We start from the raw sequence: 23,289 nt of genomic DNA, 5'->3' as shown, positions 1-23,289 counted from the left end.
CTCGGATGGGCGCAAGAGGGGAGGAAAGTGGAAGATCGTGGAGGGAGGTGGCCGAAATCACCGACCGTGCGAGGGTCATCACCCTCCGGTCCGGCCGATGTTCTCTGCTTCTACTGCACGGCTCAGGAGGGGAGTTGACGGGCCGACGCAGGTCACCGATCGGTCTCGGCCGGTGTGTATAGTCGGGCGCCAGAGGTCCCCTACGTCAAGAAAGACGAGGTCGCGCGGTGAAGAAGCTTCTCCTGGTCGCACTGGCCGCCATCGGCGGGCTCCTCGTGTACCGCCAGATCCAGGCGGATCGCGCCGAGCAGGATCTGTGGACGGAGGCGACTGACTCCGTGCCCACGGGTTCGTGAGTACCGACATACGACGCTGAACAGACCCCGGCCGCGCTCGCGGTCGGGGTTTTGTGTGTGGTGGGGCCCTGCCGACGGACCTCGTCCGCGGGGCAGGATGGTCACGGTGCGACGTCCGGCGACGACGAGGAGTGGCGCGTGAGGGCACGGCGGTGTACTGCGAGGGGACGGCGTGCACGGGCGGGGAGGCGCGTCCGGGTCCCGGCTGCCGCACGCGCGGGAGTGGTGACGCTCGCGGCGGCGCTCCTGACGGGTATGCCGGGCCTGCCCGCAGGGCAGGAGGCGGCCGCCGCAGGGACTCCTGGGACGTATGCCTTCGACGAGGGCGCGCCGCGCGTCGAAGGAGCCCTGAGCACCGCGGACGCCGTACGGCTGGAGACCGGCCGCACCTACCGGAGCACCCTCCCGGCGAGCGGCCCGGTCCACTACCGCCTGGAACTCGACGCCACCTCGAACGTCTATGTCTCCGCCACCGCCGTCCCGCCGGGCGGCGGCGCCGCTGTCATCGACGGCGTCAAGGTGTCCGTACAGGACGGTGAAGGACGCTCCTGCGACGTGGACACGGCGACCTTCGGCGCTGCCGCAAGCCCGCATCCGGTCGCCGCGTCGGCCGCACGCGAGATCTCTCCCAGACGGTCCCTCTGCAAGGACGCCGGTACGTACTACGTGACCGCCGAACGCGCGGACCCGGACGGAAAGGGCGCCTCCCCCGACGCGTGGGAGCTGGAGCTCACCACCGTGTCGGAACCGCGGCCGGCGCAGCCCGGAGCGACGACCGCGCCGGACGCGTGGAACTCCGCCTCGCCCGAGCCCGTCGCCGGGGAGGCCCGACGGCGTGCCGGCGGCGCCGGTTTCACCGAGGCCACCCCTCTCGATGAGGGAGTCTGGCGGGACGACATCCGGCCCGGCCGGACGCTCTTCTACAAGGTTCCGGTCGGCTGGGGCCGGCAGTTCAACGCCACCGCCGAACTGGGCAGTTCGAGCTCGGGCGGTACCGGGTTCGTCCCCGCCGCCCTGGACCTGGACCTCTACAACCCCGTACGCGGACATGTCGCGGACGTGGGCATCGGCTACGACGGCAAGCAGAAGTCGGGCAGCCTCTCCCCGCTGCCGCACGTCGCGTACGCCAATCGCCACGCACCCAACAGCAAGATCGCGGCGATGCGTTTCGCCGGCTCGTACTACCTCGTCGCACACCTCGCGGAGAAGGTCGCGGACGACTTCGGCGACGGGCCCGTCCCGCTGACGCTGCGGGTACGTGTGAGCGGGACGGCACAGGACGGGCCCGGGTACGCGGGTGAGCCCGTGCCGTCGGACGTCTTCGCGGGCGGTGATCAGGACCACGAGGCGGTGGCGGACGGGCAGGAGACGGGTCGGGCAGGGAACGACGGCACCGCGATGACGGCGCTCGCGGTGGGCGGTATCGGCACCGGCAGCGCACTGCTGGTGGGCCTCGGGTTGTGGACCGTCGCGGCTCGGCGGAGAACTGCCTCCCCGGGCCGGGGAGGCAGCTCCTGGGACGGCGGCCCGCGGGACGGCGGGGGCTTCAGATCCGGGTGAGCGCCCAGAACCCCACGGCGTAGCAGGCCAGGGCCAGGAGCAGGAGAGGGACGGCCACCCGCGCGGGAGGGCCGGGGCGGCGACGGCGTCGGCTCCCCCCTCCGTGCCGTGGGCCTGTCCTGCCTTGGGGCGGGGCCCCGGGGACCCCGGCGGTGTATTCGGCGGTGGAGGGATCGGCACGGTGCGACGTGGGGCGGGAATGCGTGGACGGCTGGGGCGGGGAGGAGCGCAGCGGGTGAGTGGGATCGTGAGGGGACACGTGGGACACGTGCCCCGCGTGGGCGACCTGCGGCTGCGCGCTGTACGGCGGCTGGGGCGGTCCCGGCACCCGGGGCTGCGCCGGTAACGGTGCCTGTGGCTGCGCCGGTGGCGTGTGGGCGTGACGGGGCGGGGCGGGCGCGGGAGAGGGCGTGACCGGGGCCTGGGGCGGTGGCAGGTGGAAGCTGCCGGTGTCCGACATGGAGGGCGGCTGCGGCGGGACGGACGGTGCCGGGAGAAAGGCGGCGCCGGGGCCGGGGCCGGGGCCGGAGGAGGGCGCCCGGGTGGTGCGGGGGGTGGAATGCGGTGCCGGGTCGGTGTCCTGGCGCGGGTCGGGGGAAGCGGTACCGCTGCCTGTGGAGGATGAACCGGGTGACGCCGGAGCGCTGTCGCCTCCGTCGAAGGGCCGAAACCCCGGACCCGCCGGTTCGGCGCCCGCCGGCCCGGCGCCTGGTGCTCCGGCATCCGCCGCCGGCCCGAGGGCTCCTGGCCGGTCGTTTCCCTGGTGGCCCGTCTCCTCGCGCTCCGACCGGCGGCCCTCCACTCCGGGACGGCCCCGAGCCTGGCCCCGGCCCGCGCGCACGCCCGAGGTCGCCTTCAGCGGGCCGTCGGGGCCGAAGCCCGGGGGAAGCGGACCGAGTTGGTCGAAGATCTCGATCACTTCGTCGTCGGGGCCGGGTTCCGGGAGCAGCTCCCTGGCCGCAGCCAAGGCCTTGCGCGCCCCCGTGGCCGTACGGAACCGCGCCTGCGGGTCCGGCTGCAGCAGAGTGGCCACGACCTGCCACAGCGGCTCGGGAACGCCCTGGGGAGCCCCTGGCGTCCCGTGTTCGTCGAAGTACTCGATGAGGGCCTTGGCGTCCGGCTTGGCACCCTCCAGCAGATAGAGCGCGACCAGGCCCACGGCGAACAGATCTGCGGGGAAGTCCGGTTCGGATCCCCTCATCTGTTCCGGCGCGAGATAGCCGGGCGTGCCCACCACCAGGTCGGTCTCGGTCAGGCGGGGCTCTCCGAGCCGCATGGCGATGCCGAAGTCGGACAACCGAAGCCGTGGCGTGCCCGTGCCGGTGGCCTCCAGGAGGATGTTGGCGGGCTTGATGTCGCGGTGGACGACGCCTTCCGTGTGCACCGCGGTGAGTCCCGCCAGGAGCTGGTCGAGCAGGGTGCCGACGAACACCGGCGGCAGGGGGCCGTAGTCGCCTATGAGATGGACCAGTGAACCGCCGGCGACCAGGTCCATGGTGAACAGAACCTTGTCGTCGTCCGCGGCCCAGCTGGTCGGGGCGAGCACATGGGGGTGGTCGATCCGCAGGGCCTGCTCGCGCACGAAACGGAGCAGGGAATGGGCGTCGCTCTGCAGCAGGACCTTGGCGGCCGCGTAACGGCGGCGACGGTGGTCCCAGGCACGCCAGACGGCACCGACACCTCCGCGCCCGATCGGGTCGGCCAGTTCGTACCGGCCGGCAAAGACCTCACCCATGGCTGTGCGTCGCTCCTCCCCCAGCGGTGCCGTGCCCGGCCCTGTCCTGCCCTATCCCTTCTGCCTCACGCCGACTGTTTCCCCTCGACTGCTTCCCCCGTGACGAGCAGTTCGACTCCCCCGGCCGCCCCTCCCGCGTTCCCGGCCGCCGGACCCCCTCCGGCGGCCGGGACCTCAGCTCTGGTGGGACTGGTAGTGCGTGACCGCGTCGGAGGTGCGGCCGGCGCCGTAGACCCGAAGGAACTCTGCCAGTTCGGGGTGGGTCGGGGCGAGGGTGTCGGCGGCGTCGATGATGTCACCGGCGGCCGCCACCGAGCGCAGCAGCGACTGGATCTCGCGCACCACCCGCTTGACCGTGGGCGCCCCCGAACTGCTCGTCGTCTGCGTGGTGGTGCTGAGAACCGAGCCGCCCTGCGACTTCTTGATCTCCTCCATGCGCTCGGTCGCCTCGGCCGCGCTGACGCTTCCGTCCGCGACCTGACCCGCCAGGTCCTGCAGCAGCTGCACCCGCTGGACCACCGCGGGATTGCCGATCTTCGCCCGCTGACCGCTCATCAGCTGTGACAGCATCGGAGCGGACAGTCCGAGTACCCCCGCGAGACGAGCCTGGTTGAGGCCGAGATCGTCTATGAGCTTACGGAAGAGCGCCCCCAGTGGCTCCCCGTACCAGTTCCGCTGCAGTTCCCGCGCTCTGGCGGTGGCTTCCTGCTGTGCGGCGTCCATTGCGTCTCCCCATCGCTTCCCCAAGAACCGTGCTTCGCTGTAGCGAACCACGCCGAGCATCTTACGGAGAGTGGTCGGTCACGGGGACCCCCAATCCTTTTTGCGGAACCCCCCGGGTGACCCGGTACTCTGGTTCCGGCGCCCGCCCGGATCTCCCTCTTCCTGGTGGACGCTTTGTCCACGGGGCCTTAGCTCAGTTGGTAGAGCGCTGTCTTTGCATGGCAGATGTCAGGGGTTCGACTCCCCTAGGCTCCACAAGGAAACCCCTCCCACCTGCGGAAACGCAGGTGGGAGGGGTTTTTCGTCGACTTCGCTTCCCCGCCTCCGGCCCGGGCTTCCCGCAGCAGCCCGGCCTCCGGCGGGATTCCCGGTTTTCCGCCGCCCGGCTCCCGTTCACCGCCCCCGGGGACCTGTTTCACGTGAAACAGCCCGGTGGGGCAGGAGACACTGAACTCTCCTGCCCCACCGGGCTGTTCATGCCGCAGGCGGACGTACCGCCGCGCGCGGACAGGCCTACGGCTGTTCGTCGCGCTTGGCGGCCCCCTCCTCGGCCTCGGCCTCCTTGGCCCGGACCTCGGGGTCGAGCGCAGCCTCGCGGCTGCCGTCCACCGACGTCAGAGTCCCGGACTCGCGGACATCGGTCGCGGGCGGCGGCTCCACGAGCCAGTCCGGGTTGGCCTGCTTGTCCCACCACTTCCAGGCGGCGAAGGCACCGCCGGCAACGGCACCCAGGATGACGACCACCTTCGCGGCACGGCCGGCCTTCGCGCGCCGCTGCTGCTTGCGGACCAGCTTCTGGATCTGCTGGGCCGAGACCTGACCGCGCAGGGCGGCCAGCACCGCCGCGCTGCGCGCCGCCGCCTCCTCCTTCGCCGGGCCGGCGGCGGCCCTGGCCTGCTCGATCCTCGGCCGGGAGTACTCCGCCGCCTGCTGGGCGGCCTTGCGGGTGCGGATGGCAGCCTCATGGGCGGCCAGATCGACCTTCGGCGGCACATGGGTGCGGGCCTGTTCCAGGTACGGCTGGACATGCGTGCCGTACTGGACAAGGGCATGCCCTGCGGCCTGTGTCACCTTGGGCGCCAGCCGTACGCGTGCCTCCTGCGCGTAGTGCGCGGCCTTCACCTTGGCTGTGTCGGCGTAGGGCGCCACCACGTCCGCGGCGTGCAGCACGCTGTCCTTTGCCGAATCAGTCGCGGCGCGCACGCTTTCGATGCGGGTCACGGTTCCTCCTCCTCGGTGGCGTACGTTTTTCGACTGTCCACCCTTTTACGGATCATGCCTCCCTCGTCGACGTCGGGCATGTGAGGGCGGGCATACGGGTGCCGATGGCACTGATCGAGTGCAATAGTGGATGAATACGGGGGAACAGAAGCTATTCGTCGACAATGCCACGGATCGTTGCCGAGTTCCCCCGTCGCGGCGGCACTCACCCAGTTTCCGCAAGCTGTTCGGCCCTGTTGCCCCCCGTGAACGGGCGTCGAGCGACTGCGCGCCCCGTCCGTGCGAGGATCAGGGCGTTACGGAAAGACAACGGAAGGCACACCGTGGCTGACCAGCTCTACGCCACCCTGAAGACCAACAACGGCGACATCGAGGTCCGGCTCTTCGCGAACCAGGCGCCGATCACCGTCAAGAACTTCGTCGAGCTCGCCAAGGGCGAGCGGGAGTGGACGCACCCGGAGACCGGGGCGAAGTCCACGGCCAAGCTCTACGACGGCACGGTCTTCCACCGGGTGATCAGTGGCTTCATGATTCAGGGCGGGGACCCGCTGGGCAACGGCACCGGCGGTCCCGGCTACCAGTTCGAGGACGAGTTCCACCCGGACCTGCGCTTCGACAAGCCCTACCTGCTGGCGATGGCCAACGCGGGTCCGGGCACCAACGGCTCGCAGTTCTTCATCACCGTCTCCCCGACGGCGTGGCTGAACCGCAAGCACACCATCTTCGGCGAGGTCACCGACGCCGCGAGCCAGAAGGTCATCGACACCATCGCGGCCGCGCAGACCAACCCGCGCACCGACCGTCCGCTCAATGACGTCGTCATCGAGTCGGTCGAGATCCGCGAGGGCTGAGGACGGCCCTGTCCCCGAGGAGCGCGCAAGCCCCCAGAGGGAACCAAACGCCCCGCTCATCCGTAAGGATGGGCGGGGCGGGGCTTTTCCACACGACCTAGGGGATCCCATGGACGACCAGGCTGCCGGCAGCCCGCAGGACGCCCACGGCGTCCTCGTCTGCTATCGCCACCCGGACCGTGAGACCGGCATTCGCTGTACCCGCTGCGAGCGTCCGATCTGCCCCGAGTGCATGATCAGCGCCTCGGTCGGGTTCCAGTGCCCCCAATGCGTCCGCGACGGCTCGGGCACCGGCCACGCACCCACGGCCTCCATGCCCCGCACGATCGCGGGCGGCACCATCGCCGCGGACCCCCGGCTGGTCACCAAGATCCTTCTCGGGATCAATGCCGCGGTGTTCATCGCGGTGCATGTCTGGTCGTCGCTGCTGGGCCATCTCGTGCTGATCGGGGTCTGGCCCCCGGTGCCGTTCCATCCCACCGAGGGCGTCGCCGAGGGCGAGTGGTACCGCCTGGTCACCTCGATGTTCACGCACGAGGCGATCTGGCACATCGCCTTCAACATGCTCAGTCTGTGGTGGCTCGGCGGCCCGCTCGAACAGGCCCTCGGCCGGGCCCGCTATCTCGCGCTCTACCTGATCTCGGGCCTGGCGGGCAGTGCGCTGACCTATCTGCTGGCCTCCGGCTCCACGGCCTCGCTCGGTGCCTCCGGCGCCATCTTCGGGCTGTTCGGCGCGACCGCGGTGCTGGTGCGCCGGCTCAACTACGACATGCGGCCGATCATCGCTCTGCTGGTGATCAACTTGATCTTCACCTTCGGCTGGAGCAACATCGCATGGCAGGCCCATATCGGAGGACTTGTCGCCGGTGTCGTGATCGGCTACGCCATGGTCCACGCCCCGCGTGAACGGCGGGCGCTGATCCAGTACGGAACCTGTGGGCTGGTTCTTGCCGTGGTCGTGTTGACGACCCTGGTGAGGACGGTTCAGCTCGTCTGAGTGCAAGTTGTCCACAGCATGTGGCGGATCTTGTGCACACCGTGCGGGAACATCTGTGCCCGATGTCACCGACTGGTGTTTTCCCAGGTCAGAGACGTGCGAACAGGCATTCGGTTACCGGTACTTCTGTTATACAAGCGTCAACACTCGACAGGGCCCGACGGGTTATCCACAGATCGTCGTTTCTTTTCCCCACGCTGTGGAAACGCCTGTGGATAACTCGGTGGATAGTCCTGCCCAGAGCTGGGACCGGAGCGGAGAACAGCCCTGCCCGGCGCTGTCGGGCAGCTCCGGGCAGGGCTGGTCCAGTGGGCGGTGAGCGCTGCGGGGCGCTACTTCCACTGTGTGGAGACGCCGAATCCGGCGGCGATGAAGCCGAAGCCCACCACGATGTTCCAGTTGCCCAGAGCGTCGATGGGCAGCTTGCCGTCGGTGACGTAGAACACGACGATCCAGGCCAGACCGATCAGGAACAGGGCCAGCATCACCGGCGCGACCCAGGCGCGGCTGGTCAGCTTGAGGGCGGTCGTCTGCTTCGCCGCCGGCGGCGTGTAGTCGGCCTTCTTGCGGATACGTGACTTCGGCACGAGGGTCTCTCCTGTCGATGCGCTGCGTGGCCGCGCAGGGAACTGGGTCGGGCTCGGGGCGGTTGGAAGGGGACTCCGAGCGCTCCCCGGGCGTCCGTTAGCGTAGTCCTTCCGTGGCGCTGAAGGAGATAAGGGTACGTTGAGCAATTCTGCCGACTCTCCCGGAACGGAATCCAGCCCTGTCCGCCGACGGGGTTTCCGACCCGTCCGGATCCTCACCGCGGGTGTCTTCGCCCTCGCGGGCCTGATCTTCTTCACCAGCTTCAACACGGCGAGGGGGACCAACATCCGCACGGACGACTCGCTGCTGAGGCTGTCCGATCTCATCCACGAGCGCAGCCGCAAGAACGGTGAGCTGGAGGAGTCCAACGGAGTCCTGCGCGGGGACGTCGAGTCCCTCGCCGAGCGGGATGCCGGCAGGAGTGCGGCGGAGGACGACGAACTCGCCGGTCTGGAGCGTCGCGCGGGGACGCAGGAGCTCAAGGGCGAGGCCGTCACGGTCACGCTCGACGACGCTCCGCCGGATGCCACGGCCAAGCTTCCCGGCTACCCCGAGCCGGAACCCGACTACCTGGTCATCCATCAGCAGGACCTCCAGGCCGTGGTGAACGCGATGTGGCAGGGCGGCGCCGAGGGCATCAAGGTCATGGACCAGCGGCTGATCTCCACCAGCGCGGTGCGCTGTGTGGGCAACACCCTGATCCTCCAGGGCCGTGTCTACTCGCCGCCGTACAAGATCACGGCGGTCGGTGACCCGGAGAAGCTGAAGAACGCGCTCGCGGCCTCCCCGTCGATCCAGAACTACATGGTGTACGTCAACGTCTACGGGCTCGGCTGGAAAGTCGAGGACGACGGGCCGGTGACTCTGCCCGGCTACTCGGGCACAGTGGACCTGCACCACGCGAAGCCCGTGGAGTAGAGACCACGGGACAGACCCCGGACCGAGGTGGGCTCCGGGGGCGAGGCCGGGAGCCGCCGGTGCGTGTGACCGTCAGGACCGTCAGTGAACTGTGCGTCACCGTCGGCACCTTGATCGTTTTGTTCGTCGCCCATCTCCTCTTCTGGACCGGGGTCAGGGCCGATCAGGTCATGGCCGACCAGATCACCCTCCTCGAGGACCAGTGGGCGAGGGGGAGCGCACTGCCGGCCGTCACGCCCGGGCCCGGGCCCTGGTCCGGGCCCACCCCGGGTTTTCGTACCGGCGCCGCCCCTGCCGGTCCCCCGAAACCGAAGCCGAAGCCGTACGTCGAGGGAAAGTCCTTCGCGATCATGTACATCCCGCGTCTTGGTTTCACGTGGAACAAGCCCGTGCTCGAGGGCACGGAGTCCAGCACCCTGAAGAAGGGCCTCGGTCACTACGCGAACACCGCGCGGCTGGGCCGCGAGGGCAACTTCGCCGTCGCCGGCCACCGGCGCACGCATGGCGACCCGTTCAAGGACTTTCCCCGGCTCGGGCGGGGCGACGCGGTGGTGCTGACCGACGGGACGACCTGGTTCACGTACCGGATCGACCGGGGCCCGTACAAAACCGTGCCCACGGACATCGAGGTGATCGACCCTGTGCCACGTACTTCCGGATATGCGCGTCCGGGTCGCTACCTGACACTGACGACGTGCGAACCGGAATGGGGGCACAGTCACCGGCTGATCGTCTGGGCCCACCTGGACTCCACGCAGCCTGTGGAGGCCGGGAAACCGGAGGCGTTGCGCCGTTAGTCTGGTGACGTACGGCGTGGGTCTGGTGCCGTGGTGCGACGGAAGGGACGGCATGTACAGCTGGATCTGGCGGCATCTGCCGGGGAACGGATGGGTGAGGTCACTCATCTCGCTCGTGCTGATCATCGCTGTGGTCTATGTCCTTTTCCAGTACGTCTTCCCCTGGGCCGAGCCGCTGCTGCCCTTCAACGATGTGACGGTGGACAACCAGTGAGCGCGCGCATTCTCGTCGTCGACAACTACGACAGCTTCGTCTTCAACCTGGTTCAGTACCTGTACCAACTGGGCGCCGAGTGCGAGGTCCTGCGCAACGACGAGGTGTCCACGGCGCACGCACAGGACGGGTTCGACGGTGTGCTGCTGTCCCCGGGGCCCGGCACTCCCGAGCAGGCCGGGGTCTGTGTGGACATGGTGCGGCACTGTGCGTCGACCGGGGTGCCCGTCTTCGGTGTCTGCCTCGGCATGCAGTCCATGCAGGTGGCCTACGGCGGTGTCGTGGACCGTGCCCCCGAGTTGCTGCACGGGAAGACCTCGCCGGTCGAGCACGAGGGCAAGGGCGTTTTCGCGGGCCTTCCTTCGCCGTTCACGGCGACGCGCTACCACTCGCTGGCCGCCGAGCCGGCCACCGTACCGGAGGAGCTGGAAGTGACGGCCCGGACACCGGAAGGCATCGTGATGGGTCTGCGTCACCGTGAACTGCGCGTCGAGGGAGTGCAGTTCCATCCCGAGTCGGTGCTCACCGAGCACGGTCACCAAATGCTGGCCAACTGGCTGGTGGAGTGCGGGGACGAGGGCGCTGTGGCGAGATCGGCGGGGCTCGCCCCGGTGGTGGGCAGGTCGCCGGCGTGACCGCGCTGCGCCCCGAGCGCGAGTCCGGCGCCGGACACGGGGAGCCCTTCACGGACGGCTTCCCGTACGGCACCGGCGGCGAGCAGGGGACCTCGTACGGGCAGCAGCAGCCGTACGGGGCACCCGGCACGCTCGGGGGCGGCGACTGGTACGACACCACCCAGCAGGGCGCCTACTCCTACGGCGGTGCTGTCGTCGGCCCCGGCAGTGGTGCGGCCGGGGCCGACGACAGCACCGCGTATCTGCCCCCCGTCGACGAGCACGCGTACCTGCCGCCCGTCGACGAGGAGACGGTGGCGCTGCGGATCCCCGATCCGCCGCCGCAGCGCGTGGAGCGCACGCGGCGCACGCAGAGTACGGACGGCACGGGGTACACGACGGGCACGGTCGGTGCCGCGGCGTACGGGACGGACGGGGCGGGCGGGGCGGGCGGGCCGGACGGGGCGCGCACGGAGTCCCCGGCGGTTCCCGGGGGTCGCGCGGCGCGCAGGAAGGCCGCCAAGAAGCGCCACGGGCTCCGTGGCGGCGCGAACAGCCCTTCCGAGGGCCGCGATACCCCGCAGGGCCTCAGCGCGCCTCAGGCGCCGCTCTCGCGGGTGGAGGCGCGGCGGCGGGCCCGGGAGCGGAAGGTGAGCCCCGCCGTCGTCGCGAGCCGGGGTATCGGCGAGGTGTTCATCACCTGCGGTGTGCTGATGCTGCTGTTCGTGACGTACCAGCTGTGGTGGACGAATGTGCGTGCGCAGGCACAGGCCGGCCAGGAGGCCAGCGACCTCCAGAGCGACTGGGCCAACGGCGAGCGCAAGCCGGGCGCGTTCGAGCCGGGCCAGGGTTTCGCGCTGCTGCACATTCCGAAGCTGGACGTGGTGGTGCCGATCGCCGAGGGCATCGACAGCAAGAAGGTGCTCGACCGGGGCATGGTGGGCCACTACGCGGAGGGGGCCCTGAAGACGGCGATGCCGAACGACAAGAAGGGCAACTTCGGGGTCGCGGGGCACCGCAACACGCACGGGGAGCCGTTCCGGTACATCAACCGGCTGGAGCAGGGCGACCCGATCGTGGTGGAGACGCAGGACACGTACTTCGTCTACAAGATGGCGTCGATCCTGCCGGTGACGCCGCCGAGCAACGTGAGCGTCCTCGAGCCCGTCCCGAAGGGATCGGGCTTCACCGGGCCGGGCCGCTACATCACGCTGACCACGTGCACGCCGGAGTTCACCAGCAAGTACCGCATGATCGTCTGGGGCAAGATGGACGAGGAACGGCCGCGCAGCAAGGGCAAGCCGGATGCGCTCGTCAGTTAAGGGCAGAGGAAACGTGGCAGCGACCGCCGACGACACCGAAGAGCACCCCGCCATGCCCGCGTCACCGTCGCCTCCGGTCCGCCGCCGTATGGGACCGGGCGCGCTGCTGGTCAGCGCCCTCGGGGAACTCCTCATCACCGCGGGCCTGGTGCTCGGCCTGTTCGTCGTCTACTCCCTGTGGTGGACGAACGTGCTCGCCGACCGCGCGGCGGACAAGCAGGCGGACAAGGTGCGGGACACCTGGGCCCAGGGGCCCGGTGCCGGCACCGGTGACGGTCCCGCCTCCTTCGACAGCAAGAACGGCATCGGTTTCCTGCACGTACCCGCGATGGGGGGTGGCGACATCCTGATCGAGAAGGGCACCACGATGAAGGTGCTCAACGACGGCGTCGCCGGCTACTACACCGACCCGGTGAAGGCGACCCTGCCGACGTCCGGCAAGAAGGGCAACTTCTCGCTGGCCGCGCACCGGGACGGCCACGGGGCCAAGTTCCACGACATCCACAAGATCAAGGACGGCGACCCGATCGTCTTCGAGACGAAGGACACCTGGTACGTCTACAAGACCTACGGAATCCTTCCCGAGACCTCGAAGTACAACGTGGACGTCCTCGCGAAGGTCCCCGAGGAGTCCGGCCGCAAGAAGGCCGGCCACTACATCACCCTGACGACCTGCACGCCGGTGTACACCAGCAAGTACCGCTACGTCGTCTGGGGCGAACTGGTCCGCACGGAGAAGGTCGACGAGGACCGGACGCCGCCGAAGGAACTGCGCTGAGACACACGAGGTCCTGCACGGACCTCGTTCCCTTAACATGACGGAGGCCCGAAGCCGCAACTTGCTCTTGCGGCTTCGGGCCTCCGTGATCAGCCGTTACCGCCGTTACCGCAGAGCCTTGAGTCGAACTCCTGCGGTCCAGGCCTCCACTTCTTCCCGATTGACCGTGACGACTCCGGTCAGGTCGGCGATCGCCTGTGATTCATGGCTGAAGTTGCAGGTGGCGACGAAGAGCGCGAGGTCCACACGGTCGATGGCACGCGCCGCGCCCGCGAACTTCTGCAGGTCGGCACTGGGCACCGTCCAGCGGCCGGACCGGTTCTTGCACTGGACGGCCACGGTCCGCCCGTCCGCGGCGCGGCCGGTGATATCGATGCCCCGGTCGCTACGGGCCTGCCGTACGACGACATCGGTGCAGCCGTCGCGCCGCAACAGGGCGGCGACGTGCTGTTCGAACGCCTGCCAGGTCATCGCCTTGAGCGTCGACCTGGTGTTTTCCGCGGGGGCCTCTCCTTCCAGGGTGGCCAGGCGCTTGTGGTGCCAGCACATCCTGCGCTCGACGTTCTCGATGTCCTCACGGAGTTCGATGAGCTCGCGGCGGTGTTCGCCGGACGTGGCGATCAGGGTGTTGAACATCGGCACGACCGTCCTGCCGAGGATGTGGGTGATGCGCTGGTCGATGCGGGCATCGAGACCGGCGGGACCTGTCGGGGCCGGGTTGTCCACAGACTGTGTGCGGGCCAAGTGCTCCATGTCCAGGAGATACACCCGCACCTGCCGGGCGACATGGCTGTCGCGGAGAAGCATCGCGACATTGAGCACGGCTCGCCGGGAGTAGAGAGTGAGGCTCGACCGAGGCTGTGGATAACTTCCAGGAAAGAGTGACAGGACGTCACGCTTAAATCGTGCGAGCTCAGGGCCTTGGAGTGTCGTCATTCCGTTGCACGAGAGTTCCTCGCGATGCCGTGCCTTGAGCTGCCGGATCACCTCAGTGGTGACACCGAAGTACGCCGCCACCATCGCCGTCGTCACGTGCATGCCGTCCGGCAGCAGCGACAGGGCTTTGACCTTGTCGAGTACGTCCGTGCGGTCCAGGACGCCGCTGCGCAACGTCTGCGATTCCAGCAGTACTGATTCCTTGAGCACCCGATGCCCCTTGCGTTGTCGTGGTCGGAGCAGAACTCGGATGCCCCGCCCCACCCGATCAACGAGTGATGGCAGGCGAAGGCACGAGCGGGGTGAGGACGTGCGTTCAAGGGACGGGACTCCGTCATGGGCGGGTGGGAATGGTCCGCCGGTGAGGCTCCGGTGGGCCTGTGTTCCCACTGGCCTCCTTGAAGGGGGCCTGTTCTGTGCCTGCCTGTACGGGGCACGACGGAGCCCCGGCTCCTTGAAGAGGGCGCCGGGGCTCCGTGGTGTCCGGGTGTTCGGAGGCGTCAGTCGTCGTTGCCGCCGGTGAGGCCGCCGAAGAAACCCCCGCCGTTGTTGCCGCCGTTTCCGCCGTTGCCGCCCTGGTCCGCGGCGACCATGCGGACCACCGTTCCCTTGTCGACCTCGGTGCCCTGCGCCGGGTCAGAGGTGATGACGCGGGCGTTGGGGTCCTGCGAGCCGGCGATGTCACCGACCGTGAGCCCGGCGTCCTGGAGCATCTTCTGGGCGTCCTTGAGGAGCTGGTTGTTGATGTTCGGGACGGTGACCTTCTCGTTCGCCTTGGCCTTGCCGACGACGATCTGCACCTGGGAGTTCTTGTCGACCTGCTGGTTGGGGCCCGGCGTGGTCGAGGTGACCTTGCCGACCTGGTTCGGGTCGTCGACGTCCTGCTCGGTGCAGTTGCCGACCAGGTCGTTGGCGGTCATCTGCGCCTTGGCCTCGTCGCACGTCCTGCCGAGAACGTCCGGGACCGTCGACTTGGCCACCGCCTTGGCGACGGTGAGGGTGATGGTGGTGCCCTTCTCCACCTCCTTGCCGGAGGTCGGATTCTGGTCGAGGACGGTGCCTGGATCCTCGGAGACCTCGCGGGTCTCGGTCTTGATCGTGAACTCGTAGTCGTCGCCCTCGAGCTTGGACGTGGCATCTTCCAGGCTGAGGCCGATGACGCTCGGCACCGCCACCTTGGGTGCCCCCGTGGACACCACCAGGTTGACGGTGGACTCCTTCTTGACGTCGGTGCCCTCGTCGGGGTTCTGGCTGCAGATGTTGCCCTTGGCCTGGTTCTCGCAGGGTTCCTCGGTGAACTTCAGGACCAAGTCGACGTTGGTGGCCTGTTTTTCGGCGGCTTCCTTCGTGAGGCCGATGAAGTTCGGGGCTTTGATGTTGTCGTTGCCCACGCCGCCGTCGCCGGAGAAGGCCCAGCGGCCGATCAGGATGGCGCCGATCAGGACCAGGACGCCCGACGCGACCAGCAGGATCGTCGAGGTGTTGTTCTTCTTCTGCTGGCGGCGCCGGCCGGGGCGGTCGTCGTAGCCGTAGCCGCCGTCGTCCGGGTTCATCGGCGGCAGCATCGACGTCGCGGCGCCGGAGTCCGAGCGCAGCGCGGTCGTCGCCTGGTTGTCGGGGTAGCCGCCGTAGCCGGCCGCGCCCATCGCGGCGGTGGCGGCGACGGGCTGGCCGTCGAGGTAGGCCTCGATGTCGGCGCGCATCTCGTCGGCCGACTGGTAGCGGTAGTCGGGGTCCTTGACGAGCGCCTTCAGCGTGATCGCGTCTATTTCGGGCGTGACCTCGGGGTCGAAGACGCTCGGCGCCTGCGGTTCCTCCCGGACGTGCTGGTAGGCGACCGCGACCGGGGAGTCGCCCACGAACGGCGGGCGGACGGTCAACAGCTCGTACAGCAGGCAGCCGGTGGAGTACAGGTCGGAGCGTGCGTCGACCTGCTCTCCTTTGGCCTGCTCGGGCGAGAGGTACTGCGCGGTGCCGATGACCGCCGACGTCTGGGTCATCGTCATGCCGGAGTCGCCCATGGCGCGGGCGATGCCGAAGTCCATGACCTTGACCTGGCCGTTGCGCGTCAGCATGACGTTCGCGGGCTTGATGTCGCGGTGGACGATGCCGGCCCGGTGCGAGTACTCCAGGGCCTGGAGGATGCCGATGGTCATCTCCAGCGTCCGCTCCGGCAGCAGCTTGCGGCCGCTGTGCAGGAGTTCACGGAGCGTGGAGCCGTCGACGTACTCCATGACGATGTACGGGATGGAGACCCCGTCGATGTAGTCCTCGCCCGTGTCGTAGACCGCGACGATCGCGGGATGGTTGAGCGAGGCGGCCGACTGGGCCTCCCGGCGGAACCGGGCCTGGAAGGACGGGTCGCGCGCGAGGTCGGCGCGGAGCGTCTTCACTGCAACGGTACGGCCGAGGCGGGTGTCATGGGCGAGGTAGACCTCCGCCATGCCACCGCGGCCGAGCACGTGGCCCAGTTCGTACCGGCCGCCGAGGCGACGCGGCTCTTCCATAGCTAACTACCAGCCCTCTCCGTCGGTCCCGGCCGGCACGTTCGTGCGGCCGGAGGCTGCCGTCCGGGCCTACCGTACCCGGCTCGCTTTGTGTGACCTGGCCAAGTACCGCAGCCGATACAGGACCGGTACCGCAACGTGCACCGATGGGAAGCGGACGTGAGCGGCGTCACTGCTTGCCCTTGACGACCGCCTCCATCACGCTCTTCGCGATGGGGGCCGCGAGGCCACCGCCGGAGATGTCGCCACGCACGGCGTTGTCGTCCTCGATGATCACGGCGACGGCCACCGGTGAGCTGCCGTCCTCGCCCTTGGCGTAGGAGATGAACCACGCGTAGGGGTTCTCGCTGTTGTCCACACCGTGCTGGGCGGTACCGGTCTTGCCGCCGACGGTGACGCCGTCGATCTTCGCCCTGGAGCCGGTGCCCTCGGAGACGACGGTCTCCATCATCGACTGGAGGATCTGGGCGTTCTCCGCCGACATCGGCTTGTTCAGTTCCTCCGGGTCCGTCTTCTCGATGGTGTCGAGGCTGGGGGCCTGGAGCTCGTCGACCATGTACGGCTTCATCAGGGTGCCGTTGTTGGCGATGGCGGCGGTGACCATGGCCATCTGCAGCGGGGTGGTGGCGGTGTTGAACTGGCCGATGGAGGAGAGCGCGGTCTGCGAGGGCTCCATGTCGTCGGAGAAGACCGAGGCGCTGGAGCGGGTCGGGGTGAACTGCTCCTCGGTGAAGCCGAACTTCTTGGCGTACTCGAGCATCTTGTCGTTGCCGAGGTCGGCGCCGATCTTGCCGAAGACGGTGTTGCAGGAGACCCGGAGCGCTTCGCGGAGGGTGGCGTCCTCACAGGGGAGGTCGCCGTCGTTCTCCAGGTCGGTGTTGGTGCCCGGCATGGTCCACGGCAGTGGCGTGTCCGTCTTCTCGTCCGCGCTCTTGTACAGCCCCTCCTCCAGGGCGGCGGCCGCGGTGAGGACCTTGAAGGTGGAGCCGGGCGGGTAGACCTCGCGCAGGGCCCGGTTCAGCATCGGGTCGTCGGGGTTTTCCTTCTTCTGCAGCTTCTGCCAGGCCTCGGCGTCCTTGTCGCTGTTGCCGGCGATCGCGGACGGGTCGTAGGAGGGGAAGGAGGCCAGGGCCAGGATCTTGCCGGTGGACGGCTCGATCGCGACGACGGAGCCCTTGCCGCCCTGCTTCTCCAAGCCCTCGTACGCGGCCTTCTGCGCGGCGCCGTTGAGCGTGGTGACGACGTTGCCGCCTTCCTTGTTCTTGCCCGTCAGCATGTCGAGCGTGTTGCGGAAGAAGAGGCGGTCGTCGTTGCCGGTGAGGATGCCGTCCTCGATGGACTCCAGCTGGTTGGCGCCGAAGGCCTGCGAGGCGTAGCCGGTGACCGGCGCCCACATCGGGCCGTCCTTGTAGGTGCGCTTGTAGTCGAAGTCGCTGCCTGATGTCTGCTTGGAACCGGTGATCGGCTTGCCGTCGACGATGATGTCTCCGCGCGGCTGCTCGTAGCGCTCGATGGCGATGCGCCGGTTGTGCTCGTTCTTCTGCAGTTCGTCCGCCTGGACGTACTGGAGCCAGTTGCCGCGGATCAGGAGGGCGAGGACGAGGAACCCACAGAAGATGGCGATGCGGCGCAGGGGCTTGTTCACGGTCGGACCACCTGAGTCATCTCGGCGTCTGGGTTGCTGGCGGGCGCGGGGGCCGGGCGACGGGCGGTGTCGCTGATGCGGAGCAGGATGCCGACCAGGGCCCAGTTGGCGATGACCGACGATCCGCCGGCGGCGAGGAACGGCATCGTCATACCCGTCAGCGGGATGAGCCCCATGACGCCGCCGGCGACCACGAAGACCTGCAGGGCGAAGGCGCCGGACAGACCGATCGCGAACAGCTTGCCGAAGGGGTCACGCGCTGCCAGGGCGGTCCGTACACCGCGCTCGATGATCAGCCCGTAGAGCAGGAAGATGGCCATGACGCCGGCCAGGCCGAGTTCCTCGCCGAAGGTGGAGAAGACGAAGTCGGAGTTGGCGGCGAAGCCGATCAGATCGGAGTTGCCCTGCCCGAGGCCGGTGCCGACGACGCCGCCGGATCCGAACGACATGATCGACTGGCCGATCTGCTCACAGGCGCCGGAGGTCTGGTAGCAGCCGAACGGGTCCAGCCAGGCGTCGACGCGGGCCTGGACGTGGCTGGCGAACGAGGCCACGCCCACGGCGCCGGCGGCGGACATCAGCAGACCGATCACGATCCAGCTCGTCCGCTCCGTGGCGACGTACAGCATGATCACGAACATGCCGAAGAACAGCAGCGAGGTACCGAGGTCGTTCTCGAAGATGAGGATGAGCAGGCTGACGGCCCAGATGGTGATGATGGGTCCGAGGTCCCGGCCGCGGGGCAGGTAGATGCCCATGAAGCGGCGGCTGGCCAGGGCCAGCGCGTCCCGCTTCACCATCAGGTAGCCGGAGAAGAAGATCGCGATGATGATCTTGGCGAACTCGCCGGGCTGGATGGAGAAACCGGCGACGCTGATCCAGATCTTGGCGCCGAACACGTCGGCACCGACTCCGGGCACCAGCGGCAGCAGCAGCAGGACCAGCGCTCCCACCATCGAGATGTAGGTGTACCGCTGGAGGATCCGGTGGTCCTTCAGGAAGACGAGTACCGCCACGAACAGGGCCAGACCGACGGCCGAGTACAGCAGCTGGTTCGGCGCCGACGGACTGAACACCCCGTACTGGCGCTCCGCCAGGTTCTGCAACCGCTCGGACTGGTCCAGCCGCCAGATCACGACCAGACCGAGACCGTTCAGCAGCGTGGAGAGAGGCAGCAGCAGGGGGTCGGCGTAGGCGGCGAACTTCCGCATCACGAGGTGCCCGACCCCCGCCAGCAGGCCGAGCCCCAGTCCGTAGGCGAGCAGCCCGGAGGGGACGGAGCCGTCGATGGCCAGGCCGACGTTGGCGTAGGCGAAGACCGGGATGACGACGGCGAAGACAAGCAGCGCGAGCTCGGTGTTGCGCCGGCTCGGCGCCCCGATCGCACCGATCGTGGACGTGTGCTGCGCCGATGGGTTGGTAGTACTGCTCATCGTGTGACAGGGCCTCTCACGGCTTGCCTACTGCTTACCGCACAGCGAGACGACCTTCTGCTCCTCCTCCGAGAGGCTGGGGCCGGGGCTGGGAGTAGGTGCGGACGGGGGCGTGGACTTCTGCGGGGCCTCGGTCGAGCCCGAGGGGGTCGGCGTCGGCGAGGCCTTGGACGTGAAGGAGGCGGGTGTGGTTCCCGTGGTGCCTCCGGCCTCGCCCTCGCCGGTCTTGGCGCTGTTCTTGCTTTCCGCGGTGCGTCGCTCGGCCTGCTTCTGGCAGGCGGAGGCCTGCACCGCGAGTTCGTCGATCTTCGACCGGGCGCCGTGCAGGTCGCCCTCGGCGATGGTCGCCTCGACGAGCTTGCGCTGGTAGGGCGGCAGGTACTTGAGTTCGATCTCGGGGTGGTCCTTCTCGACCTTCGAGAGCGAGACCCAGGCCAGGTCCTGGCTGATGCCCTGGTAGAGCGCGACGTGTTCGCCGTTGGTGCCGACGTAGTACTGGGTCTGGGTCCAGCGCCAGCCGCTGTACACGCCGCCGCCGAGGACGGCGAGGGTGAGCAGGCCGAAGAAGGAGCGTTTGAGCCACCGGCGGTTCTTGCGGGGCTTGACGAAGTCGCCCTCGTCGTAGTCGAAGCCGTCGGTCTGGATGAAGCCGGTGACGTCGCCGCTGCCGGGCGGGCCGAACTCGCCCCCGCCGCCCTGGCCGCGCCTGCGGCCGAGTCCGGCGGCGCGGCCGGCCGGGGTCTGCATGGCGCTGTTGTCGTTCGGCTGGTTCTGGTTCTCGGCGACGGCGCCGACCACGACCGGGGTGTCGGACAGCTGGCCGGCCAGGGTGTCACCGGTGTCGAGGTCGAGGACGTCGGCGATGATCACGGTGATGTTGTCCGGGCCGCCGCCGCGCAGCGCCAGCTCGATCAGGGTCTGCACGGTGTCCTCGGGGCCCTGGTAGCCGGCGAGGGCCTCTTCCAGGGTCTGGTGGGAGACCACGCCGGACAGGCCGTCGGAGCAGATCAGATAGCGGTCGCCCGCCCGGACCTCGCGGATCGACAGGTCGGGTTCGACGTGCTCGCCGCTGCCGAGGGCCCGCATGAGCAGGGACCGCTGCGGGTGGGTGGTCGCCTCCTCCTCGGTGATCCGGCCCTCGTCCACCAGCCGCTGCACCCAGGTGTGGTCCTGGGTGATCTGGGTGAGGACGCCGTCGCGCAGCAGGTAGGCCCTGGAGTCGCCGACGTGGACCATGCCGAGGCGCTGGCCGGTCCACAGCAGCGCGGTCAGGGTGGTGCCCATGCCCTCGAGCTGGGGGTCCTCCTCGACCATCATGCGCAGCTGGTCGTTGGCGCGCTGCACGGCCGAGCCGAGGGAGGTGAGCAGGTCGGAGCCGGGGACGTCGTCGTCGAGCGAGACGATGGTGGAGATGGCCTCGGAGGAGGCGACCTCGCCGGCCGCGGCGCCGCCCATGCCGTCGGCGATGGCGAGCAGGCGGGGACCGGCGTAACCGGAGTCCTCGTTGCCCTCCCGGATCATCCCCTTGTGCGATCCGGCGGCGAAGCGCAGGGACAGACTCATGCGCACCTCGCCCGTCGGCTCCGGGTACAGCCGGTCGTGTCGAGCCACACTGCCCACCCTCCGGTCGGGAGCGCGCCGGGGCCCGGGGTGGGGGCCCCCACTGCGTGCTCGCTCCGCTCGCTCATTGTCGTACTACTTCCGCAGCTCGATGACGGTCTTGCCGATGCGGATCGGTGAACCCGGTCCGATCGGTGTGGGGGTCGTCAGCCTGGACCGGTCCAGATAGGTGCCGTTCGTGGAACCCAGGTCCTCGACGATCCACTGGCCGTCGCGGTCCGGGTAGATCCGGGCATGGCGGCTGGAGGCGTAGTCGTCGTCCAGCACGATGGTGCTGTCGTGCGCCCGGCCCAGCGTGATGGTCTGGCCCTGGAGCGCGACGGTGGTGCCCGTGAGGGTGCCCTCGGTCACGACCAGCTTGGTGGGGGCGTTGCGGCCGCGGCGGCCGCCCCCGGACTGCTGGCGCTGCGGCGGTGGTGCCTGCCGGGCGCCCTGTTGCGGCCGGGCGGCCTCCCGGCGCGCTCCGCGCTGGGTGACCCGCGTACCGAACAGATCACTACGGATGACCTGCACGGCCACGATCACGAACAGCCACAGAACGGCCAGAAAACCCAGCCGCATGACCGTGAGGGTCAGCTCTGACATTGCCCCCGCTTCACCCTTCGGCTTGCCGGTAAATGATGGTGGTGCTGCCCACGACGATCCGCGAGCCGTCGCGGAGCGTAGCGCGGGTGGTGTGCTGTCCGTCCACCACGATGCCGTTGGTGGATCCGAGATCCTGGATCGTCGAGGGCGTTCCGGTCCGGATCTCGCAGTGCCGGCGGGAGACGCCGGGATCGTCGATCCGCACGTCGGCCTCGGTGCTGCGGCCCAGTACGAGCGTGGCGTTGGAGATCTGGTGGCGGTTGCCGTTGATCTCGATCCAGTACCGGGTGCGCCCGGCGGACGCGGGTGCGGCGGGGGGCCGCTGGGCGGCCGCGGGCTGCGGGTAGCCGTAACCGCCGGGCCGGCCACCGGGCGGCGGCGCGGCCGGCATGGGCGGGGCGCCCGTGGGCCCGGCCGGCGGGTAGCCGTAGCCGCCGGGGGCGCCGGCGGGCGGGCCGCCCATGCCGGGTCCGGCGGGGCCGGGGCCCGTGGGGCCCGCCTGGCTGCTGGAGGAGGCGAGCGTACGGCTGCGCACCCGGTACAGGCCGGTGTCGAGGTCGTCCGCCTTCTCCAGGTGCACCTTGATGGGGCCCATGAAGGTGTAGCGCTGCTGCTTGGCGTAGTCGCGCACCATCCCGGCGAGTTCGTCACCGAGCTGCCCGGAGTACGGGCTGAGCCGCTCGAAGTCGGGGGTGCTCAGCTCGACGATGAAGTCGTTGGGGACAACGGTGCGATCGCGGTTCCAGATGGTCGCGTTGTTGTCGCACTCCCGCTGGAGCGCTCCCGCGATCTCCACGGGCTGCACCTCGGACTTGAACACCTTGGCAAAGGTGCCGTTGACCAGGCCTTCGAGTCGCTGCTCGAACTTCTTCAGGACTCCCATGTGGCACCTCCTCCGTCGTTGCCGTCCTGTGTACTGCCCTGTCTTCTGCTGCGTCTACCGCGTCTACTGCCCGGTGCACTGTTCCGTGCACCGCATAACTGGTACTGCTTACTGATCGTATCCACGCCCTGGTCGATCGGCTGGTTCCCCCTGCCCGCCCGGCCCGACGGATGTCGGGGTCTGACGGAGTTCCCTCCGGGGCTCGCCTTCGAGCTCCTTACGGCCGTGCTCGGGCGAGCCCTCTGCATGGATCGTAGAGGGGGCCGTAGACCAGTGTCCCGCACCCGGCTGTGGACTCCGCCCGGCACCTGGGGAGACGGGGGCTACCGGTACGAGGTTGATACGTGAATCGGTTCCCGTCGGTTCCCGTCGGTTCCCGTCGGTTCCCGTCGGTTCTTATCGGTTCCCGTCGGTCCTTGTGGGCAGGTATCCGGTGGCCGTCGGTACGTGATGGTCCGGTGCGACGGGAGTCATACGGGGCGATACGGGACGGGCCGGTGCGATGGTGCCGTTGATCGTCCGTGACTGTTCGAGGGCGGCCGGTGCGCGGCTTGTGGGCCGCTCCGGGCTGCTCAGGAGCGACGGTGCTGCTCAGTGAGGGCGGGTGCCGGGGCGGGTGGAAAGGGATGTGAGTCCACCCCCACCAGCGTGCTAATGTTCAGGAGTCGAAAGGCGCCGGACCCCAAGGGGAAGAGCCTGACGGCACACCCAATGCGCGGGTGGCGGAATAGGCAGACGCGCTGGATTCAGGTTCCAGTGCCCGCAAGGGCGTGGGGGTTCAACTCCCCCCTCGCGCACACCGTCGAACGGGCGGCATCCATCACGGATGCCGCCCGTTTCGCATGCCCGGGCCCGGTCCGGGTCGGGTTGGGGGCGCGGTGGGGCGGGGGCCGAGGCGGTAATGGGCCTGGGTCGTGTGAGGAACGTCTCATGATCCTTTTTGGTGTTCGATTGCCGAACGTGTGGGTGTCGGTGCGTTCCGCAGTCGAATGAGGGCTGAGGGCGA

Annotated in this window: 21 protein-coding genes and 2 tRNA genes; 12 read left to right on the top strand and 11 right to left on the bottom strand. The window is 69.0% G+C overall.

Annotated elements, in window-relative coordinates; genetic code table 11:
* Nucleotides 1–227 precede the first annotated feature (227 nt).
* Both ACIF80_RS30575 and ACIF80_RS30570 read left to right on the top strand, forming a co-directional pair.
* Entirely contained in the window at nucleotides 228–356 is a 129-nt protein-coding gene (locus tag ACIF80_RS30575; RefSeq protein ID WP_003999697.1) for a DLW-39 family protein, read from the top strand.
* A 225-nt stretch (nucleotides 357–581) separates the two neighbouring features.
* Entirely contained in the window at nucleotides 582–1,916 is a 1,335-nt protein-coding gene (locus tag ACIF80_RS30570; RefSeq protein ID WP_399810490.1) for a hypothetical protein, read from the top strand.
* Here the strand turns inward: ACIF80_RS30570 and ACIF80_RS30565 are convergent.
* The gene (locus tag ACIF80_RS30565) at nucleotides 1,903–3,651 is read right to left on the bottom strand and encodes a serine/threonine-protein kinase (RefSeq protein ID WP_399810489.1); all 1,749 of its coding nucleotides are present in this window, start codon (nucleotides 3,649–3,651) and stop codon (nucleotides 1,903–1,905) included. The genes ACIF80_RS30570 and ACIF80_RS30565 overlap by 14 nt on opposite strands.
* A 174-nt stretch (nucleotides 3,652–3,825) precedes the next feature.
* Nucleotides 3,826–4,374 (bottom strand): hypothetical protein, encoded by a 549-nt coding sequence (locus ACIF80_RS30560; protein WP_055605041.1) that lies wholly within the window; start codon nucleotides 4,372–4,374, stop codon nucleotides 3,826–3,828.
* Between the two features lie 182 nt (nucleotides 4,375–4,556).
* On the opposite strand from ACIF80_RS30560, the gene ACIF80_RS30555 reads away from it, so the two are divergent.
* Nucleotides 4,557–4,629, top strand: a tRNA-Ala gene (locus ACIF80_RS30555).
* A gap of 258 nt (nucleotides 4,630–4,887) precedes the next feature.
* On the opposite strand, the gene ACIF80_RS30550 is transcribed toward ACIF80_RS30555, so the two are convergent.
* The gene (locus tag ACIF80_RS30550) at nucleotides 4,888–5,595 is read right to left on the bottom strand and encodes a DUF5324 family protein (protein ID WP_399810487.1); all 708 of its coding nucleotides are present in this window, start codon (nucleotides 5,593–5,595) and stop codon (nucleotides 4,888–4,890) included.
* Between the two features lie 323 nt (nucleotides 5,596–5,918).
* On the opposite strand from ACIF80_RS30550, the gene ACIF80_RS30545 reads away from it, so the two are divergent.
* The gene (locus ACIF80_RS30545) at nucleotides 5,919–6,446 is read left to right on the top strand and encodes a peptidylprolyl isomerase (protein ID WP_055594763.1); all 528 of its coding nucleotides are present in this window, start codon (nucleotides 5,919–5,921) and stop codon (nucleotides 6,444–6,446) included.
* Between the two features lie 109 nt (nucleotides 6,447–6,555).
* Nucleotides 6,556–7,443, top strand: a complete 888-nt coding sequence (locus ACIF80_RS30540; RefSeq protein WP_399810486.1) for a rhomboid family intramembrane serine protease — start codon at nucleotides 6,556–6,558, stop codon at nucleotides 7,441–7,443.
* A 332-nt stretch (nucleotides 7,444–7,775) separates the two neighbouring features.
* Here the strand turns inward: ACIF80_RS30540 and crgA are convergent, their stop codons facing one another.
* A complete protein-coding gene (gene crgA, locus ACIF80_RS30535; protein WP_399810484.1) occupies nucleotides 7,776–8,030 on the bottom strand; it encodes a cell division protein CrgA in 255 nt (84 codons plus the stop codon).
* Between the two features lie 139 nt (nucleotides 8,031–8,169).
* On the opposite strand from crgA, the gene ACIF80_RS30530 reads away from it, so the two are divergent.
* The 6 genes from ACIF80_RS30530 to ACIF80_RS30505 are packed head-to-tail and all read left to right on the top strand — an operon-like array spanning nucleotide 8,170 to nucleotide 12,674.
* Complete coding sequence (locus ACIF80_RS30530) at nucleotides 8,170–8,949, top strand: DUF881 domain-containing protein (RefSeq protein WP_399810483.1); 780 nt, start codon at nucleotides 8,170–8,172, stop codon at nucleotides 8,947–8,949.
* Between the two features lie 59 nt (nucleotides 8,950–9,008).
* On the top strand, nucleotides 9,009–9,746 hold the full coding sequence (locus tag ACIF80_RS30525) for a class E sortase (RefSeq protein WP_399810481.1): 738 nt from the start codon (nucleotides 9,009–9,011) through the stop codon (nucleotides 9,744–9,746).
* A 52-nt stretch (nucleotides 9,747–9,798) separates the two neighbouring features.
* Entirely contained in the window at nucleotides 9,799–9,960 is a 162-nt protein-coding gene (locus tag ACIF80_RS30520; RefSeq protein ID WP_399810479.1) for a hypothetical protein, read from the top strand.
* Nucleotides 9,957–10,595 (top strand): aminodeoxychorismate/anthranilate synthase component II, encoded by a 639-nt coding sequence (locus ACIF80_RS30515; protein ID WP_399810478.1) that lies wholly within the window; start codon nucleotides 9,957–9,959, stop codon nucleotides 10,593–10,595. Before ACIF80_RS30520 ends, ACIF80_RS30515 begins: the two co-directional genes overlap by 4 nt.
* On the top strand, nucleotides 10,592–11,896 hold the full coding sequence (locus tag ACIF80_RS30510; RefSeq protein ID WP_399810477.1) for a class E sortase: 1,305 nt from the start codon (nucleotides 10,592–10,594) through the stop codon (nucleotides 11,894–11,896). The genes ACIF80_RS30515 and ACIF80_RS30510 overlap by 4 nt, the downstream gene beginning before the upstream one ends.
* A 13-nt stretch (nucleotides 11,897–11,909) precedes the next feature.
* Complete coding sequence (locus ACIF80_RS30505) at nucleotides 11,910–12,674, top strand: class E sortase (protein ID WP_399810475.1); 765 nt, start codon at nucleotides 11,910–11,912, stop codon at nucleotides 12,672–12,674.
* Nucleotides 12,675–12,779: 105 nt separating this feature from the next.
* On the opposite strand, the gene ACIF80_RS30500 is transcribed toward ACIF80_RS30505, so the two are convergent.
* The 7 genes from ACIF80_RS30500 to ACIF80_RS30470 form a co-directional block, all read right to left on the bottom strand.
* Nucleotides 12,780–13,820, bottom strand: a complete 1,041-nt coding sequence (locus ACIF80_RS30500; RefSeq protein WP_399810474.1) for a restriction endonuclease — start codon at nucleotides 13,818–13,820, stop codon at nucleotides 12,780–12,782.
* Between the two features lie 290 nt (nucleotides 13,821–14,110).
* Nucleotides 14,111–16,117: a Stk1 family PASTA domain-containing Ser/Thr kinase gene (pknB, locus tag ACIF80_RS30495; protein ID WP_399810472.1), complete on the bottom strand. Its 2,007-nt coding sequence runs from the start codon at nucleotides 16,115–16,117 to the stop codon at nucleotides 14,111–14,113.
* A 169-nt stretch (nucleotides 16,118–16,286) separates the two neighbouring features.
* Nucleotides 16,287–17,762 carry a peptidoglycan D,D-transpeptidase FtsI family protein gene (locus ACIF80_RS30490; protein ID WP_399810470.1) on the bottom strand — a complete coding sequence of 492 codons (1,476 nt, stop codon included), beginning with the start codon at nucleotides 17,760–17,762 and terminating at the stop codon, nucleotides 16,287–16,289.
* A complete protein-coding gene (locus ACIF80_RS30485) occupies nucleotides 17,759–19,195 on the bottom strand; it encodes an FtsW/RodA/SpoVE family cell cycle protein (protein WP_399810469.1) in 1,437 nt (478 codons plus the stop codon). The genes ACIF80_RS30490 and ACIF80_RS30485 overlap by 4 nt, the downstream gene beginning before the upstream one ends.
* 27 nt (nucleotides 19,196–19,222) lie before the next feature.
* Entirely contained in the window at nucleotides 19,223–20,758 is a 1,536-nt protein-coding gene (locus tag ACIF80_RS30480; protein ID WP_399810544.1) for a Stp1/IreP family PP2C-type Ser/Thr phosphatase, read from the bottom strand.
* Nucleotides 20,759–20,890: 132 nt separating this feature from the next.
* Nucleotides 20,891–21,400: an FHA domain-containing protein gene (locus ACIF80_RS30475; RefSeq protein WP_055605028.1), complete on the bottom strand. Its 510-nt coding sequence runs from the start codon at nucleotides 21,398–21,400 to the stop codon at nucleotides 20,891–20,893.
* 10 nt (nucleotides 21,401–21,410) lie between these two features.
* Nucleotides 21,411–22,283 carry an FhaA domain-containing protein gene (locus ACIF80_RS30470; protein ID WP_399810467.1) on the bottom strand — a complete coding sequence of 291 codons (873 nt, stop codon included), beginning with the start codon at nucleotides 22,281–22,283 and terminating at the stop codon, nucleotides 21,411–21,413.
* Nucleotides 22,284–22,996: 713 nt separating this feature from the next.
* On the opposite strand from ACIF80_RS30470, the gene ACIF80_RS30465 reads away from it, so the two are divergent.
* A tRNA-Leu gene (locus ACIF80_RS30465) sits at nucleotides 22,997–23,080 on the top strand.
* Nucleotides 23,081–23,289 lie beyond the last annotated feature (209 nt).

Source organism: Streptomyces sp. NPDC085927 (assembly GCF_044540975.1).
Lineage (GTDB): Bacteria > Actinomycetota > Actinomycetes > Streptomycetales > Streptomycetaceae > Streptomyces > Streptomyces hirsutus.
This window is presented reverse-complemented; position numbering and strand designations above follow the sequence as displayed.

Excerpts from the sequence above, each read along its gene's own strand:
- ACIF80_RS30565 (WP_399810489.1), bottom strand. The coding sequence starts at position 3,651 with ATGGGTGAGGTCTTTGCCGGCCGGTACGAACTGGCCGACCCGATCGGG.
- ACIF80_RS30560 (WP_055605041.1), bottom strand. The coding sequence starts at position 4,374 with ATGGACGCCGCACAGCAGGAAGCCACCGCCAGAGCGCGGGAACTGCAG.
- ACIF80_RS30540 (WP_399810486.1), top strand. The coding sequence starts at position 6,556 with ATGGACGACCAGGCTGCCGGCAGCCCGCAGGACGCCCACGGCGTCCTC.
- ACIF80_RS30520 (WP_399810479.1), top strand. The coding sequence starts at position 9,799 with ATGTACAGCTGGATCTGGCGGCATCTGCCGGGGAACGGATGGGTGAGG.
- pknB (WP_399810472.1), bottom strand. The coding sequence starts at position 16,117 with ATGGAAGAGCCGCGTCGCCTCGGCGGCCGGTACGAACTGGGCCACGTG.
- ACIF80_RS30485 (WP_399810469.1), bottom strand. The coding sequence starts at position 19,195 with ATGAGCAGTACTACCAACCCATCGGCGCAGCACACGTCCACGATCGGT.
- ACIF80_RS30480 (WP_399810544.1), bottom strand. The coding sequence starts at position 20,758 with ATGAGTCTGTCCCTGCGCTTCGCCGCCGGATCGCACAAGGGGATGATC.
- ACIF80_RS30475 (WP_055605028.1), bottom strand. The coding sequence starts at position 21,400 with ATGTCAGAGCTGACCCTCACGGTCATGCGGCTGGGTTTTCTGGCCGTT.
- ACIF80_RS30470 (WP_399810467.1), bottom strand. The coding sequence starts at position 22,283 with ATGGGAGTCCTGAAGAAGTTCGAGCAGCGACTCGAAGGCCTGGTCAAC.